Genomic DNA, 14,321 nt, shown 5'->3' with positions numbered 1-14,321 from the left:
ATATGGTAGTCAATCGCCGCAAAACGCCGACGGTCTGGGTGGGCAAAGTACCCAAGGGAGGCGATCATCCAGTCGTCGTGCAGTCCATGACCAATACCGACACTGCCGATATCGAGGCCACCGTGGGTCAGGTCTGGGCCCTGGCCCGCGCCGGCTCTGAAGTCGTGCGTATGACCGTCAACAACGACGAAGCCGCCAAAGCCGTGCCCGAAATCAAGCGTAGGCTGGCCGATCTGGGCACTGATGTACCTTTGGTGGGCGATTTCCATTTCAATGGACATATTTTGTTGCGCAAATACCCCGAGATGGCGCTGGCCCTGGACAAGTACCGCATCAACCCCGGCACTGTGGGCAAGGGCAAGCAGCAAGACCCCAACTTCCGCACCATGTGTGAGGTGGCTGTGGAGTACGGCAAACCGGTGCGCATTGGGGTGAACTGGGGCTCGCTGGATGCCGGGTTGCTCGACGAGATGATGGAGGCCAACGCGGCCCGCCCCGAACCCAAAGAGGCCCACCAGGTGACGCTGGAAACCATCGTCGAATCGGCAGTGCGCAGCTATGAATGGGCCCTCCGGTATGGCCTGACCGAGGACAAAATTATCCTCTCGGCCAAGATTTCCAATGCCCCCGACCTGTGGTGGGTCTACCGAGAGCTGGCCAAGCGCACCCCAGCGGTGCTGCATCTGGGCCTGACCGAGGCTGGCATGGGCGTGAGCGGGATTGTGACCAGCACGGCGGGTCTGGTTCCGCTGCTAACCGAGGGGATTGGCGATACCATTCGGGTTTCGATTACCCCAGCCCCCGGAGAGCCCCGCACCAAAGAAGTGGAGGTGGCTTTAGAAATCCTGCAATCCATTGGGGTACGGCAGTTCACCCCCAGCGTAGCCAGTTGCCCCGGCTGTGGACGCACCACCAGCACCTTCTTTCAGGAGTTGGCCTTGCAGGTTTCGACCCGCCTGAATGCCCAGATGCCTGTATGGAAAACGCAATACCCTGGGGTGGAAAATCTCAAGGTAGCGGTAATGGGCTGTGTGGTAAACGGCCCTGGGGAGTCCAAACACGCCGACATTGGAATTTCCCTACCCGGCACCGGCGAGGCCCCCCGTGCCCCGGTCTACATAGACGGACAGCTTGCCACTACCCTCAAGGGCGACCACATTGCCGAGGAGTTCATGGGCATGGTAGAGGAGTACATCCAAAAACGTTACGGTAAACAGCCAGCTTGATGGCTCGAGCGGGGACGCAAAACGGGGTAGGTTCAACTGCCTTTACACCACTCGAGGTCAAATTTAGTGTATCTATTTAGTTATTACAACTTAGTCTGTGTATAGTGGTTTGTATATTTGGTTTGTTGGGTGTAAAACTTTTTCGTTTGGTACTGGCAGTAAAAACACAGATAGGCCTATCCTGGTTTCGTAGGAGGAACCGCTGTGGAGACCACCCTGACCCAAACCAACAACCACCCTATGGGACAACCTTCGATGTCAACTGGGGTGGTACGCCCTGCCCGACTCGTGCTGAGCCGCCCACAACCCAAGTGCTCGGTCAAGACCATCTGGGACTGCTTTCGCGTCAGCAAAGCCTGGGGCGATGTGCTCGAGCTGTACGATCTGGGGCAGGAGTAATCCCGCTCGCATCAAAGGGAGGCATAGCCTCCCTTTTTTTGCCCGCATGTATATCTCATACCGTTTCCGCTTGAATCCTTCACCGCCCGCCGCAGTCAGAGGTGAAGGATTCAAGCCGACCGAAGGGAGTAGAAAAGCATTTCGGTAGTATCGTTTAGGCTGGTCAAAGTGAACGATACTACCGAAATGCGTATCAGAGTGGTTTTCACCCCCGAACCGAGGCCGGATACCCGTTCAACCATTCCGGCGAAGGCACAAACGCGCCCAGAAACTGGGCTTGACCGGTCAGTTCGATGGCCTCCCCTGCCCCTATCAGCAAGGTATCGCCCCAGGAGAGCGACCCTTCCAACCATTCCGCGCCTCCCACAATTAGCGTCAGCAGTAAGAAGCTGTCTTCGGGCGCTTGGAGGGTCAGCCTGCCCCGTAGATAGTGGCGCTCGAGCACAAAAGCCTCACAGGCCAGCAGGATTTCTTTATTGCAGGCTGGCAGCGGGGCAAGGTGTGGCAGTGGGGTGGGCTCGAGCCTGGCGACATCCAGCCCTTTCTCCAGATGCAGCTCACGGGGCCGTCCGTAGTCGTAGAGGCGGTAGGTCAGGTCGGAGCGCTGCTGTACTTCGTAGAGCAGCAGGCCGGGCCCCAGGGCATGAATGATGCCCGCAGGAACCGGAATCACCTGCTCCGATACCACCCATTCCCGCCGCAGGCAGTTCCAGACGGTACCCTCCTGGGCTGCTTTGGCCAGGCTTGCGCGCGCCATCGGCTCGAGTAGGCCATAGACTATTTCCCCCTCGCCCTCGAGGATGTACCAGGCCTCGGTTTTGCCGTGAAAACCACTGGCCGCCTCCACGGTGTGGGCATGGGCATCGTCGGGGTGTACCTGCACCGAGAGCCACTCAGCCGTATCGAGGAATTTGATGAGCAGGGGGAGCTCGAGGCCATACTTGGCATAAGGCGTCTTGCCGATGAAATCGGCTCCAAGCTGGGGCAAGACTTCTGCCAGCGTGCAGCCCGCCCACTGCCCCGAACGAATGGGGTTCTGGTCGTAGGCCAGCCAGAGTTCTCCAATGGGTTCTGCAGTTTGCAGGCCAAGGCGCTCGGCGATGCGAGCCCCGCCCCAGACCCGGGGCACCGGCTGGGCCTCGAGGCAAACCGCGGGAATGGTCGGTTTCATCCTGCCGATACTATCGCCAAGCCATCCAAATCACCAAGCCATCCTGGCCCATCCCACCCACCGGGCACGGATTGCAATGGTTTGACAAACCTGCATAAACCCAGCTTATATCGGTTCCGCTTGAACCCTTCACCTTTGGATGAAATCAAAGGTGAGGGATTCAAGCCGACCGAAGGGAGTAGGGGTACGTTCCGGCAGTATCGTTTAGACTTTCCAAAGTGAACAATACCGCCGGAATGCGTATTAGACTGTACACAAACTGAACCCGGTTCTGGTCTATGCCAAAGCTCAGTAGCGCCTTTGCCCCATTTCTCCTTTTCGCATTCAGGAGCATCCCAAAATGCGCATCCTAGCCCTTTCGGATCAGCTTCACCCCTTCATTCATCAGGAACGCTTTCCCAGCAACCTGCCCCCTTTTGAGCTGGTACTGGTAGCCGGTGATTTACCCGGCAGTTACATTGAGTTTGTGGCGACCAAGGTCACAGTTCCGGTGGTCTATGTGCACGGCAACCACAAGGAAGAATACGTGCAGGACTATCTGGGCAACCTGACCCCACCCGGCGGTGCCATCGAGGCCCACGGGCGCATTGTAGAGGTGGCTGGCCTCCGGATTGCGGGCTGGGGAGGCTGCCCCCGCTACAACAACCGCGAGATTGGACAGTACAACGAAACCGAAGCCCAGACCCGATTCTTATCCTGGTATCCGGTGCTGCTGGCCCGTCGTCTGGTCACCGGGCACGGGGTGGATATTCTGCTCAGCCATGCCCCGCCCCCCGGCCCCAATGCGGGCACCGACTTCCCCCATCGGGGCAGTACTGCACTCGGTCTATTTCACCGCCTGTACCGCCCAAAAATACACGTCCACGGCCACATCCATCTCTACGAGGCCCAGCCCAAACGGGAGTACACCAGCCCCGAAGGCGTCCGGGTCATCAACGCCTTCGAGTACACCCTGATCGAACTATGAACATCGCCAGAAGCCTGTGTGTCATCAGTGGGGCCAGCAGTGGGATTGGCAAAGCCACGGCCCTCGAGCTCGCCAAGCGGGGGGCCCGGGTGGTGCTGGTGGCCCGCCGAGAAGCCGAGTTGCGGCAGATGGCTGCTCAAATCCGCTCAGCAGGTGGAGCGGCCTGGGCCTTCCCCACCGACCTCAGCAAACCGCAGGAGGCAGTCCGCCTGGGCGAACAGGTGCTTGGGGAACAGGGCACCCCCGACATTCTGATTCACAGCGCCGGTGCAGGCGCGTGGCGTTTTCTGGACGAAACCCCCCTCGAGGACCTACAGCACCTGATGGACACCCCCTACTTTGCCGCGGCCTACCTCACGCGGGTTTTTCTGCCCGCCATGCTAAAGCGAGACCGGGGCTTTATTCTTTCGGTCTGCTCGCCGGCCAGCCGGCTGGTATGGCCGGGCGCTACCGGCTATGTGGCCGCCCGCTGGGCCTTGAATGGCCTCACCGAAGCCCTGCGCGCCGACCTCTACCACAGCAAAGTAAAGGTCTGTGCCTTTTTCCCCGGCAAAATTAGCGATAGCGAGTATTTCATCCGCAACACCGATACCGAAAACCGCATCCCCAGGGTGGGACGGTTCATACCCGATATCACCTCACGTCAGGCTGCACTGGGCATCGTGCGGGCCATCGAGCTCGAGGCCAGGGCCATGTTTGTACCCTGGCAGTTGCACATCTTCGACCTGCTGGCCCGAGTGTTTCCCCGGATTGCCGAACACCTGGCCTGGAATACCGGAGCCAGACGAAAGGGGCCTTAGAACAATTCCACGACTACACTGTTTAGGGCTCCTGCCCGTCCTCCCTCTTCCACTCCTCGTAGCTCACTCGAGGCATCTCGAACAGGTCGGTTGTGCGTACATAGCCACCCCTACCCCCCATGCGCCCAATCAGGCCGAGTTCCTGGGTCTTGAGGTGCAGTTTTGCCACATCGGCAACCAGCCGATCCTGTACAAAAGCCCCCAGCACCTCGCCAATCAACATCCGATTGCGGCCTATTTCCAGCACCGTGTGCAACCTGCACTCAAACCCTGCGGGGGCCTGGGCCAGGCGTGGCACCGCGACGTGCACCGAAGGTACCGTTTGCAGCCCAGCGACCTCGACTTCGCTGATCTCGGGTGGAAATTCCGTAGCGGTGATGTTCATGGCTTCGGCCAGGGCCTCGCTCACCAGATTGACCACAAATACCCCACTGCGCTTGATGTTGGCCGCGGTGTCTTTGGGGCGCGCAGGCGCATGGTTGCCCACGCCAATCACCAGCAAGGCCGGGTCGGAACCCATCGCATTAAAAAAGCTGAACGGAGCCGCATTGACGGAGCCATCCTGGTTGAGGCTGGTTACCCAGGCTATGGGGCGGGGTACGATCAGTCCGGTCAGAAGCTTGTAGCGCTCCTGCGGCTTTAAAAGGGCGAAGTCGAAGTCCACAGGCTCCAGTTTACCCAGCGCAGAAGCCCCTGCACGACCATCAACCGCAGTTTATTTGCCAGACCCGGTCGCGCTTTGTGGGTTATCGGGAAGCAAACCGGCCTAGGCCAAGTTCTGAGCCAACCAGGCTTGGGCTGCCGACAGTTCCTCGGGATAGAGCTGGTGGCCCCCCTGCTGCCAGCGCAGTTGTACCCGCGCACCCGCCTGTTCCAGGCGGTCTGCCAGGGCCTGCACCCGCGCGACAGGCGACCAGGCATCCTGCGTTCCAGCCGCCAGAAAGGCGGTTTTCCCGGTCAGATCGGGGAGTGGTGCCACCTCCAAAGGCAACACCGGACGCAGCAAAACCGCCCCTGCCAGTACCTCTGGATGCAAGAGCATGAGGGCCGCGGCCATGTTTGCGCCGTTGGAATACCCGAGCGCATAGACCTTTCCGGCATCCAGGCCATAGCGGCGGGTTGCATCGTGCACAAACCGGGCCAGGTCGGCGGCCTGGGCCTTGAGATCTTCCTCGTCGAAAACGCCCATGGCCAGGCGCTTAAAAAAGCGCGGGGCGACGTTTTCCAGCACTTTACCCCTGGGCGAAAGAAGCGCAGCCCCCGGCGCCAGTTGGTACACCAGCGGCACCAGATCGTGTTCGTTGCCGCCGGTGCCGTGCAATAGCAGTAGCGTGTGGCTCGAGGTTCCCGCCTCGAAACGGTGAATAAAAGACAATCCGGTCATATGAGGGTGCTAATGTTTGGGCAAGCCGGGGTTGGGGGCCTCGAGCTTGGGCAGCACCGCCTCAATTTGCGGGCGGTGCGGTTCCAGCCAGGGGGGCAGCACCAGCGCTTCCCCCAGTTTGGCGGGGTCTTCGTCCACGGCAAAACCCGGCCCATCGGTGGCCAGTTCAAACACCACGCCCCCCGGCTCGTTAAAGTAAACCGACTTGAACCAGAAGCGATCAATCTGCCGGGTGGCCGGGATTCCCGCAGCCAGAATTTGTTTGCGCACCTCCATCTCGTGTGCGGTGTCGTCTACGCTCCAGGCCAGGTGGTGAATGCTGCCGGTTCCCCACTGGCCTTTGGGAAGGTTGGGCAGTTCTTTGATGTCCACAAATCTACCCGACCCGCCGCCCGCCACGGTGTAGCGGCTCCAACCCGCCTCCTGCCCAGCAAACTCGAACCCCATTACACGGGTTAGAAAATCGGCGCTGGGGGCCAGGGCTTGTTGCCACAGTCGGGCCCCGTGCAAGCCCATAATCTGGCGGTTTTCCGGCACGTGGGTGCGTTCCCAGGGGCTGAAGGGACGGGGCGCGGTCTCGACCAGGGCCAGCTCGAGGCCATCCGGGTCGCGCAAGGGAAGGGCCTTCTCGCCAAAGCGCACCTCGGGAGCTCCCAGCCGCACCCCATAGCCCTGCAAACGGGCTTCCCAAAAAGCCAGGCTGCCCACGGGCACCGCCAGTTGCACCTCCACCGCAAGCCCGGTGCCCTTGCGGGCAGGGGCCATGCTTTCCCAGGGAAAAAAGGTCAGGTCGGTACCGGGACGCCCCTCTGCGTCGGCGTAGAAAAGGTGGTAGGTGCCTGGGTCATCCTGATTGACACTCTTCTTGACCAAGCGCAGCCCCAACACACCCGCGTAAAAATCCAGGTTGCGCTGGGCCTTGCCTGCTATGGCGGTGATGTGATGAAGTCCATTGACGGGTTTCATACCCGCTCCTTTCGCATAGTTACTATCATGCCGGGAAAGATACCCGGCCAACTGTAGCCTGCCAGTCAACATCCCAGGGGCAACCGGCTAGTTCGCCTTATCGGGATGAACTCCAGCCTCGGATAAAGCTATACCGGAGACACCCTGCCGATCATCGGGGGTTTCACTCGATGCGATAGATATCGAGACCGCCTCGGGCGCTTGTAGCGGCATGGGCGATGCATAGGTGATGGGCGGAAGCTTTTGCACAATCTGGGCCCGCATGGGCTCGAGCCATTCGGGCAGGCGCAGGCCGGTGCCCAGGTTTTCAAAGGGCTCATCGCGCGTAAAACCAGGAATGTCGGCGGCAATCTCAAACAGAATGCCCCCCGGCTCGCGGAAGTAAATCGAGCGGAAATACCGGCGATCCTGCACCGATGTAACCCGCACGCCCCTCCTCTGGAGCTGCTCCCGCAAGGCTTGCTGGGTTTCGTCGTCCGGCACGCTAAACGCAACGTGGTGCACGGTGCCCACGCCCCCTTTGGCAGCCATGAAACTGCCGGCTTCACGCACTTCGACGAGGCCAAAGCTGCTCGATTCCTGGGATGGGCCGAGGTAGCTGATGGCGTCCACCTGACCCACTCGCCGATAGCCCAGCGCCTCGAGCAGCCGCACCGAAGGCTCGGCCTGTGGTACCCACATCTGAACCGCGAAAATGCCCCGGATGGCATGTTCCTCCGGTACAGGGGCTCCCGCCCAGTATTGAAAAGCCGGTACGCTGGGAGCTGCCACCAACTCCACCGCGATGCCATCGGGGTCTTTGAAGGCCAACACCCTGACCTCTTCCGGCCCATCGGGGCCAGGAATCTCGCGGCACAAGGGGCCTTCATAACCAATCCCTTTCTCCATCAGGCGGTGCATCCAGTAACCCAGGCTGTGCTGTGGAATCGCCAGGCCGATACTGGCTACCTGATGCACCCCCGCCCGTCCGGGCAGGGCCCGTTGCCAGGGGAAAAAGGTCAGAATGGTGCCGGGCAGGCCCAGGCCGTCTCCGTAGTAGAAGTGGAAGGTCTCGGGGTCGTCGAAATTAACCGTTACCTTAACCAGGCGCAAGCCCAATACGCCGACATAGAAATCCAGGTTGCGCTGCGGGTGGCCTGCCATTGCGGTAACGTGATGAATTCCTCTGACCTTGTGCATGGTGTTTTCCTCAAAAAAAGCGCTGTACACGCCAAGACCCGCACTAAAGAGTTGCTCGACTTTGCACGAATCGAGCTCATTTACAGTACCCCTTGCCGGTGCAGCCCACCGCTCGATTGAGATCTACGATACTGCCTGGTTTTCCAAAAGCTGTGCAATTTGCCCCTCAAGCAGCAAAACCAGTGGTCTAGTAGCAAAGAGTTATGAACAAACCAAAGAGCTATTAACGAGCCAATCCTGCATCAAAGGCTAATTCTGTATCAAAAACCAAGCCCATGCGCTAGGTGGTTTGGTGAGTTAAGGATTGATACGCATTTCGGCAGTATCGTTCACTTCGGCAAGCCTAAACGATACTACCGAAATGCTTTTCTACTCCCTTCGGTCGGCTTGAATCCTTCACCTCTGACTGCGGCGGGCGGCGAAGGATTCAAGCGGAAACGGTATGACTTTGGGATTACCCCTGCCAATCCTGTAGCTCTAGGCCGCAACAGAAGCCTCTGCGGCAACGGCCTGCACTTCGATGGTGAAGTTGACCTCTTCGCCTACCAGCAAGGCCCCGAACTCGAGCACCTGATTCCAGGTCAAGTCCCAGTCTTTGCGGTTGATTGCGCCGGTTGCGGTGGCACCGGTGCGGGTCAGGCCCCAGGGGTCTTTGACCGGGGCATTGAGTTCGGCCTCGAGCACCACCGGCTTGGTGATGGTACGGATGGTCAGATCGCCGTAGATTTTGTAGCGGTTACCCCCCAGGGCTTCAATTTGCTTGCTCACAAAACGCAGCTCGGGGTACTGCTCGGCATCCAGAAAATCGGGGGAACGCAGATGAACATCGCGCTGGGCCTCACCGGTCTCGATGCTAGCCGCATCAATGGCAACCTCGATTTTGCTGGGCACACCTCGCTCGTTGGCCTCAATGGTCCCTGCAACCTTTTTGAATTGGCCGCGAACGGTGAAAATGCCCATGTGCCTGACCGAGAAGGCGACGGTGGTATGGCTGCTATCCAGATTCCAATTCATTTTGTTCTCCTTGGTCTGATCCAGGCTGCATACTTTGGATCAACAACTATATTATAAAATATAGTGTTATGATTAGTCAAGTATTTGAACAAAGAAAGCAGGTGTGGTATACTTCAGTTCGATGGCTAAGCTTGTTGCTCCAGAAACCTCTCAAATAGACCACAGCTTTTGCCCGGTCTATGAGGCGATCAATGTCTTGCAAGAGAAGTGGACATTGCACATCATTCGTACTTTGCTAGATGGCCCCAAGGGTTTCAATGAACTGTCCAGGGCCGTAGGCGGTTGCAATCCGGCCACCTTGGCCCAGCGGGTAGAGAAGCTGGAACACCTGGGGATCGTTTCCAAAACCATCCACTCCACCATGCCACCCCGCACCAGCTACGCCCTGACCGAGGCCGGTCAGGCCTTGCAAACCGTGATCGAAGCCATAGACCGCTGGGGACGGCAATACCTGCCGGAGCCAGTTGCCCTGTAGGAATTGGGTGTTGTGGGCAGCCCAGGTTTGTAGCCTGGGCTAATTTCTTGTCTTAATACTTCGAGGTGTCTCTTTTGCAGAACCATACCTATTTTGCAGTAGCCGAAACCTTATTGCACTTCCAATAATGTTCAGTTCTATTTATTAGAACTATTTCCAAAACGACTATATGGTCGCATTGTAATGCTGGTATACCTGCATTGGAAAAGACATAGGTACGCTTTAAATATGATTAAATCTGCAGAAAAGCCCCTCGAGGCAGTACTCGAATTGTTGGGCCAACGCGGTGTATATACCATTCTGCGTTCGCTCCAGGGCGGCTCGTTGCGATTTGGTGCGTTGCAGCAGGTGACTACCTTGCCTCCGCGGACACTATCGCTGCGATTAAAAGAACTCGAGGAGTTTGGCCTGATTAGCCGAACCGAATACAACGAAGTGCCCCCCCGGGTGGACTATGCCCTGACCTCCCTGGGCCGGGCTCTACAACCTGCCCTCGAGGCCCTTGCCCAATGGGAGCAAGAACAAAGCTAAAGCCTTGGTATGGTATGTTGCCAGGCCTAAAGCTTGATGGCGAAGCGCAACAACAGGTAGGCGGTGTTGAAGTCGAAGTTGCTAAAACCAAATTCGGGGTTGAAGGTCAGGTTGGAGAGGATATCGTAATTGGCCCCTGGGTAAATGGTCTGCGCAAAGGGACTGGGTACGATCTGGTCGAGGGAGATCCCCGCATACAGGCTGAGCATATCCAGGGCATAGCCAAACTCGAGATACCCATCTATGAGCCATGTAAAGCTACCGCCCGACGGTGCAATGGGCAGATCGGTAAACAGGCGCAGGCCACTGCTTAGGCTGGCTCCACCGCCCAGGTCATAGGCTAGATCCACACCAGCTTGGGGGGAGATACTGAAGCCAAAGCCGCTGGTAGGGGTAATGTCAATGCTAAGGGGAAGGCGCACTCGAGCATAGGCGCTCACGCTCAGGGGGCATCGCTTACCAAATCTACCCCGTACTGAACAAAAGGGCGAACCAGAATTCCAACTCCAAATGCCGGCGAGATGGGCACATCCAAACGACCCAACACGCCCGCCGTGAGGTTGGGCGCTAGGGTGGTGCTGTAGCTGGCCTCGAGGCGGGCACCCACACTGAACTGGGCTAGAGCAGGAACACTAAGACCTAAAACTGCGATGACGGCATAGATCTGCAAGCACCGATAAATGTTGGCGAATATTCTCTAGCACTTAATTTTCAGGATTTCTGGCATTGATGCATGACACAATCCATCAGCGGGGCAATTCATTTGAAGACCACCCTAGTGGGTTGGTAAGTTAAAGATTGATATGCAGTGAAGTTCCCAAAATGAAGCGCTCAAAGCAACTCCCAGATATTAAGGGAGCCAGATCCATCCCAGGAATCAAGTTATACGCATTTCGGCAGTATCGTTCACTTCGGCAAGCCTAAACGATACTACCGAAATGTTTTTCTACTCCCTTCGGTCGGCTTGAATCCTTCACCTCTGACTGCGGCGGGCGGTGAAGGATTCAAGCGGAAACGGTATTACCAGAGCACTAGCACAACACAGGTTCTCCAAGACAACAGAACACCCAACCTCGAAAGGTTGGGTGTTCTCTGATGGCCTTGGTTTAGAAGTCCATATCGCCGCCCATGCCACCACCCGCAGGCATGGCAGGAGCCTTCTTCTCTTCGGGCTTCTCGGCCACCACGGCCTCGGTCATCAGGATCAGCGAGCCGATGGACGAGGCATTTTGCAGGGCCGTGCGGGTCACTTTGGCCGGGTCTACAATACCCCACTCCATCATGTCGCCATACTCGCCCGTCGCAGCGTTGAAGCCGTAGTTCTTATCTTTCTTATTCAGAATGCCGTTCACCACCACGCTGCCTTCGTAGCCAGCATTGGCGGCAATCTGACGGGCGGGCTCTTCGACGGCGCGGAGCACGATCTTAGCCCCGGTGGCTTCATCGCCATCGAGCTCCTTGATCAGGTTCTTGATGGCGGGCACAGCACGCAGCAGGGCCACACCACCGCCCGGCACGATACCTTCCTCGACCGCGGCGCGGGCCGTGGAGAGGGCATCCTCGTAGCGGTGCTTCTTCTCCTTGAGCTCGGTCTCGGTGGCAGCGCCCACGCGGATGACAGCGACACCGCCGGCCAGCTTGGCCAGACGCTCTTGCAATTTCTCCTTGGCGTATTCGCTGTCGGAGGTCTCGAGCTCCTTCTTGATGCCGTTGATGCGGGCCTCGATGTCTTCCTTCTTGCCCTTGCCGCCCACCACGGTGGTCTCGTCTTTGTTGATGCGCACCCGCTCGGCGCGGCCCAGCATGGAGAGGGTGGCGTTCTCCAGCTTGAAGCCCAGCTCCTCGCTGATCACGGTACCGCCGGTGATGGCCGCCAGGTCTTTGAGCATCTCCTTGCGGCGGTCACCGAAGCCAGGGGCCTTGACGGCGGCGATGTTCAGGGTGCCGCGCAGGCGGTTGACCACCAGGGTCGCCAGGGCTTCGCCTTCGATATCCTCGGCGATGATCAGCATGGGCTTGCCAGTCTGGGCCACTTGCTCGAGCACCGGCAGAAGCTCACGCACGTTGGTAATCTTCTTTTCGGTAATGAGGATGTAGGGGTCGTCGAGTTGGGCTTCCATTGCGTCGGGGTTGTTGACGAAATAGGGCGAGATATAGCCCTTGTCGAACTGGTACCCTTCCACGAAGTTGAGTTCGGTGTCGAGGCTCTTGGACTCCTCTACGGTGATGACGCCCTCGCGGCCCACCTTCTCCATGGCATCGGCAATCAGGTTGCCAATCTCGGCATCGTTGTTGGCCGATACGCTGGCCACTTCGAAGATGGCCTTGCGGTCGTTGACCGGAACGGCGAGTTCCTGAACCGTCTGGATTGCTGCTTCAACTGCTTTCTCGATGCCGCGCTTGAGGTCGAGGGGGTTGGCGCCGGCGGCCACGTTGCGCAGACCTTCGCGGACGATGGCCTGGCCCAGCACGGTGGCGGTGGTGGTGCCGTCACCGGTGATGTCGTTGGTCTTGGAGGCAATCTCGATCATCAGCTTGGCGCCGATGTTCTCTAGGTGATCGTCTAACTCCACTTCCTTAGCAACGCTTACACCGTCTTTGGTGATGGTGGGGCTGCCGAACTTCTTCTCCAGCACCACATTGCGCCCACGGGGGCCTAGGGTCACCTTTACAGCGTTGGCTACGGCGTTCATGCCGCGCTCGAGGCCACGGCGGGAGGCTTCATCAAAAACCAGCATTTTTGCCATTGTGTTGCTCCTTTCAAAGTGTTTATTGTTGAGAGCTAACTTCTTCGATTATTTGCTACTGACCAACAGCGATTAGCCCTTACTTACATCACTGCCAACAGGTCGCGCTCGGAGAGGATGATGTACTCCTCGCCATCAAGTTCAATTTCGGTGCCGCCGTACTTAGCAAACACCACGATGTCACCCTCCTTAACATCCATCGGGATGCGCTTGCCGTCTTCGTAGCGGCCTGCCCCAACCGCAATCACTTTGCCTTTCTGGGGCTTCTCCTTGGCGCTGTCGGGCAGCACAATCCCTCCACGGGTCACCTGCTCTTCTTCTACACGTTGCACCACAACACGGTCTCCCAAAGGCTTGATGGCAGTCTTAGTTGGCATGTGTCCTCCTGTTTAGCTTCAGTTTGTGTATTGACACTTGACTGATTTGAGTGTCAACCCAGAAACATATTATTTTGGCTTATCCATGAGAATGTCAAGAGGACTAGCCCACAAGACCCAAAACAGTTGAGTCTGCTAATATCAAGTTCAGAATCTAGTCCTATACTAAAAAAGTGCGCTGGACTATATTTTTGAAATACTTGTTTTGGTTCGGCGGATTTCTGATTCTATCCTTCCCTCTATTGTTGTTTGGTATTAACACCTGGGTCGAGCGGGTCAGCCAGCCCTGGCTCTTCGCTGAGCCCGAGCAGGTTCCCCACAACCGGGTGGGCCTGGTTCTGGGCACCGGCCCCACCACGGTTCGGGGCCGCCCCAACCCCTACTTCGTGGGCCGTATCCAGGCAGCAGCCCAGCTCTACCGGGCTGGAAAGGTGGATTACCTGCTGGTTAGTGGTGACAACTCGAGCCGCTACTACGACGAGCCCACCGCCATGCGCAAGGCCCTGATAGCCCTGGGGGTTCCCCAAGAGCGCATCTACCGCGACTACGCCGGATTCCGCACCCTGGACTCGGTAGTGCGGGCCAAAGAAGTTTTCGGGGAGCAGCGCTTTACCATCGTCTCGCAGCGGTTCCACAATCAGCGGGCGGTGTTTATCGCCCGGCAGCGCGGCTTAGAGGCCATCGGGTTCAATGCCCCCGACGTGCCCGAGGGGTGGTCCAACACCTGGTTCCGCGAACCCCTGGCCCGGGTGCAAATGGCACTAGACCTGCTCCTGAATCGGCAACCCAAGTACCTGGGCGAACCAGTTCGCATTGGGGTAGACCCCGTTCAATGAGACTGTTCGGCCCGGCGTAGGAGGCCCCGACCGTCGAGCTTGCCGTTCCAGTCCCAAGCAAAACGATCGCTAAAGGGTTGGCTCGAGAGAAAAATGGGGTAAGTGGGCATTGGTAAGTTATGCCTTCGTGTGCTACTTGACCTACCCCAGGGGATGTAAAAAAGAGGGGGTGCTATGGAAACCCACAGAGAGCACCCCCTGTACTATCTTGACGCAGAAACCCTCCTGGTGGCTACCTACGTCTGGGTG

General features: G+C 58.2%; 17 protein-coding genes. 7 read left to right on the top strand and 10 right to left on the bottom strand.

Features of this window, described 5'->3' with window-relative positions; all coding sequences use genetic code 11:
- The first annotated feature begins 2 nt into the window (after nt 1–2).
- Both ispG and WKI89_RS13175 read left to right on the top strand, forming a co-directional pair.
- Nucleotides 3–1,226 (top strand): flavodoxin-dependent (E)-4-hydroxy-3-methylbut-2-enyl-diphosphate synthase, encoded by a 1,224-nt coding sequence (gene ispG / locus WKI89_RS13180; RefSeq protein WP_337870344.1) that lies wholly within the window; start codon nt 3–5, stop codon nt 1,224–1,226.
- Between the two features lie 204 nt (nt 1,227–1,430).
- Nucleotides 1,431–1,625, top strand: a complete 195-nt coding sequence (locus WKI89_RS13175) for a hypothetical protein (RefSeq protein ID WP_337870342.1) — start codon at nt 1,431–1,433, stop codon at nt 1,623–1,625.
- Between the two features lie 205 nt (nt 1,626–1,830).
- On the opposite strand, the gene WKI89_RS13170 is transcribed toward WKI89_RS13175, so the two are convergent.
- Nucleotides 1,831–2,796, bottom strand: coding sequence for a type I phosphomannose isomerase catalytic subunit (locus WKI89_RS13170; RefSeq protein WP_337870340.1), 966 nt, complete (start codon nt 2,794–2,796; stop codon nt 1,831–1,833).
- Between the two features lie 340 nt (nt 2,797–3,136).
- Here WKI89_RS13170 and WKI89_RS13165 point away from each other — a divergent pair, with 340 nt between their 5' ends.
- Nucleotides 3,137–3,763 (top strand): metallophosphoesterase, encoded by a 627-nt coding sequence (locus WKI89_RS13165; RefSeq protein ID WP_337870337.1) that lies wholly within the window; start codon nt 3,137–3,139, stop codon nt 3,761–3,763.
- On the top strand, nt 3,760–4,563 hold the full coding sequence (locus WKI89_RS13160; RefSeq protein ID WP_337870335.1) for an SDR family NAD(P)-dependent oxidoreductase: 804 nt from the start codon (nt 3,760–3,762) through the stop codon (nt 4,561–4,563). The genes WKI89_RS13165 and WKI89_RS13160 overlap by 4 nt, the downstream gene beginning before the upstream one ends.
- 22 nt (nt 4,564–4,585) lie before the next feature.
- On the opposite strand, the gene WKI89_RS13155 is transcribed toward WKI89_RS13160, so the two are convergent.
- The 5 genes from WKI89_RS13155 to WKI89_RS13135 form a co-directional block, all read right to left on the bottom strand.
- Nucleotides 4,586–5,227 carry a flavin reductase family protein gene (locus WKI89_RS13155; protein WP_337870333.1) on the bottom strand — a complete coding sequence of 214 codons (642 nt, stop codon included), beginning with the start codon at nt 5,225–5,227 and terminating at the stop codon, nt 4,586–4,588.
- A gap of 102 nt (nt 5,228–5,329) precedes the next feature.
- Entirely contained in the window at nt 5,330–5,947 is a 618-nt protein-coding gene (locus tag WKI89_RS13150) for an alpha/beta hydrolase (RefSeq protein WP_337870331.1), read from the bottom strand.
- A gap of 9 nt (nt 5,948–5,956) precedes the next feature.
- A complete protein-coding gene (locus WKI89_RS13145; protein WP_337870330.1) occupies nt 5,957–6,913 on the bottom strand; it encodes a ring-cleaving dioxygenase in 957 nt (318 codons plus the stop codon).
- Between the two features lie 87 nt (nt 6,914–7,000).
- Entirely contained in the window at nt 7,001–8,092 is a 1,092-nt protein-coding gene (locus tag WKI89_RS13140) for a ring-cleaving dioxygenase (RefSeq protein ID WP_337870328.1), read from the bottom strand.
- Between the two features lie 477 nt (nt 8,093–8,569).
- The gene (locus tag WKI89_RS13135) at nt 8,570–9,106 is read right to left on the bottom strand and encodes a YceI family protein (RefSeq protein ID WP_337870326.1); all 537 of its coding nucleotides are present in this window, start codon (nt 9,104–9,106) and stop codon (nt 8,570–8,572) included.
- Between the two features lie 121 nt (nt 9,107–9,227).
- On the opposite strand from WKI89_RS13135, the gene WKI89_RS13130 reads away from it, so the two are divergent.
- Together WKI89_RS13130 and WKI89_RS13125 are read left to right on the top strand one after the other, a co-directional pair.
- A complete protein-coding gene (locus WKI89_RS13130; RefSeq protein WP_337870324.1) occupies nt 9,228–9,581 on the top strand; it encodes a helix-turn-helix domain-containing protein in 354 nt (117 codons plus the stop codon).
- A gap of 228 nt (nt 9,582–9,809) precedes the next feature.
- Entirely contained in the window at nt 9,810–10,112 is a 303-nt protein-coding gene (locus WKI89_RS13125; protein ID WP_337870322.1) for a helix-turn-helix domain-containing protein, read from the top strand.
- A 26-nt stretch (nt 10,113–10,138) separates the two neighbouring features.
- On the opposite strand, the gene WKI89_RS13120 is transcribed toward WKI89_RS13125, so the two are convergent.
- The 4 genes from WKI89_RS13120 to groES form a co-directional block, all read right to left on the bottom strand.
- Nucleotides 10,139–10,534 (bottom strand): hypothetical protein, encoded by a 396-nt coding sequence (locus WKI89_RS13120; RefSeq protein ID WP_337870320.1) that lies wholly within the window; start codon nt 10,532–10,534, stop codon nt 10,139–10,141.
- 20 nt (nt 10,535–10,554) lie between these two features.
- Complete coding sequence (locus WKI89_RS13115; protein ID WP_337870318.1) at nt 10,555–10,782, bottom strand: hypothetical protein; 228 nt, start codon at nt 10,780–10,782, stop codon at nt 10,555–10,557.
- A 436-nt stretch (nt 10,783–11,218) separates the two neighbouring features.
- Nucleotides 11,219–12,859 (bottom strand): chaperonin GroEL, encoded by a 1,641-nt coding sequence (gene groL / locus WKI89_RS13110; protein WP_337870316.1) that lies wholly within the window; start codon nt 12,857–12,859, stop codon nt 11,219–11,221.
- A gap of 83 nt (nt 12,860–12,942) precedes the next feature.
- On the bottom strand, nt 12,943–13,236 hold the full coding sequence (gene groES, locus WKI89_RS13105) for a co-chaperone GroES (RefSeq protein ID WP_337870314.1): 294 nt from the start codon (nt 13,234–13,236) through the stop codon (nt 12,943–12,945).
- Nucleotides 13,237–13,427: 191 nt separating this feature from the next.
- Between groES and WKI89_RS13100 the strand changes: the two genes are divergently transcribed.
- Entirely contained in the window at nt 13,428–14,072 is a 645-nt protein-coding gene (locus tag WKI89_RS13100; protein ID WP_337870312.1) for an ElyC/SanA/YdcF family protein, read from the top strand.
- The last annotated feature ends 249 nt before the right edge of the window (nt 14,073–14,321 follow it).

This window comes from Meiothermus sp., assembly GCF_037443965.1.
In the GTDB taxonomy this organism is placed as follows: Bacteria; Deinococcota; Deinococci; order Deinococcales; family Thermaceae; genus Meiothermus.
The sequence above is the reverse complement of the archived record's forward strand: the minus strand, read 5'-3'. Positions and strand labels throughout refer to the sequence as shown.

What these genes read in the sequence shown, in the direction of transcription:
- ispG (WP_337870344.1), top strand. Translation starts at nt 3, where the DNA reads ATGGTAGTCAATCGCCGCAAAACGCCGACGGTCTGGGTGGGCAAAGTA.
- WKI89_RS13170 (WP_337870340.1), bottom strand. Translation starts at nt 2,796, where the DNA reads ATGAAACCGACCATTCCCGCGGTTTGCCTCGAGGCCCAGCCGGTGCCC.
- WKI89_RS13165 (WP_337870337.1), top strand. Translation starts at nt 3,137, where the DNA reads ATGCGCATCCTAGCCCTTTCGGATCAGCTTCACCCCTTCATTCATCAG.
- WKI89_RS13160 (WP_337870335.1), top strand. Translation starts at nt 3,760, where the DNA reads ATGAACATCGCCAGAAGCCTGTGTGTCATCAGTGGGGCCAGCAGTGGG.
- WKI89_RS13150 (WP_337870331.1), bottom strand. Translation starts at nt 5,947, where the DNA reads ATGACCGGATTGTCTTTTATTCACCGTTTCGAGGCGGGAACCTCGAGC.
- WKI89_RS13145 (WP_337870330.1), bottom strand. Translation starts at nt 6,913, where the DNA reads ATGAAACCCGTCAATGGACTTCATCACATCACCGCCATAGCAGGCAAG.
- WKI89_RS13140 (WP_337870328.1), bottom strand. Translation starts at nt 8,092, where the DNA reads ATGCACAAGGTCAGAGGAATTCATCACGTTACCGCAATGGCAGGCCAC.
- WKI89_RS13135 (WP_337870326.1), bottom strand. Translation starts at nt 9,106, where the DNA reads ATGAATTGGAATCTGGATAGCAGCCATACCACCGTCGCCTTCTCGGTC.
- WKI89_RS13130 (WP_337870324.1), top strand. Translation starts at nt 9,228, where the DNA reads ATGGCTAAGCTTGTTGCTCCAGAAACCTCTCAAATAGACCACAGCTTT.
- WKI89_RS13125 (WP_337870322.1), top strand. Translation starts at nt 9,810, where the DNA reads ATGATTAAATCTGCAGAAAAGCCCCTCGAGGCAGTACTCGAATTGTTG.
- groL (WP_337870316.1), bottom strand. Translation starts at nt 12,859, where the DNA reads ATGGCAAAAATGCTGGTTTTTGATGAAGCCTCCCGCCGTGGCCTCGAG.
- groES (WP_337870314.1), bottom strand. Translation starts at nt 13,236, where the DNA reads ATGCCAACTAAGACTGCCATCAAGCCTTTGGGAGACCGTGTTGTGGTG.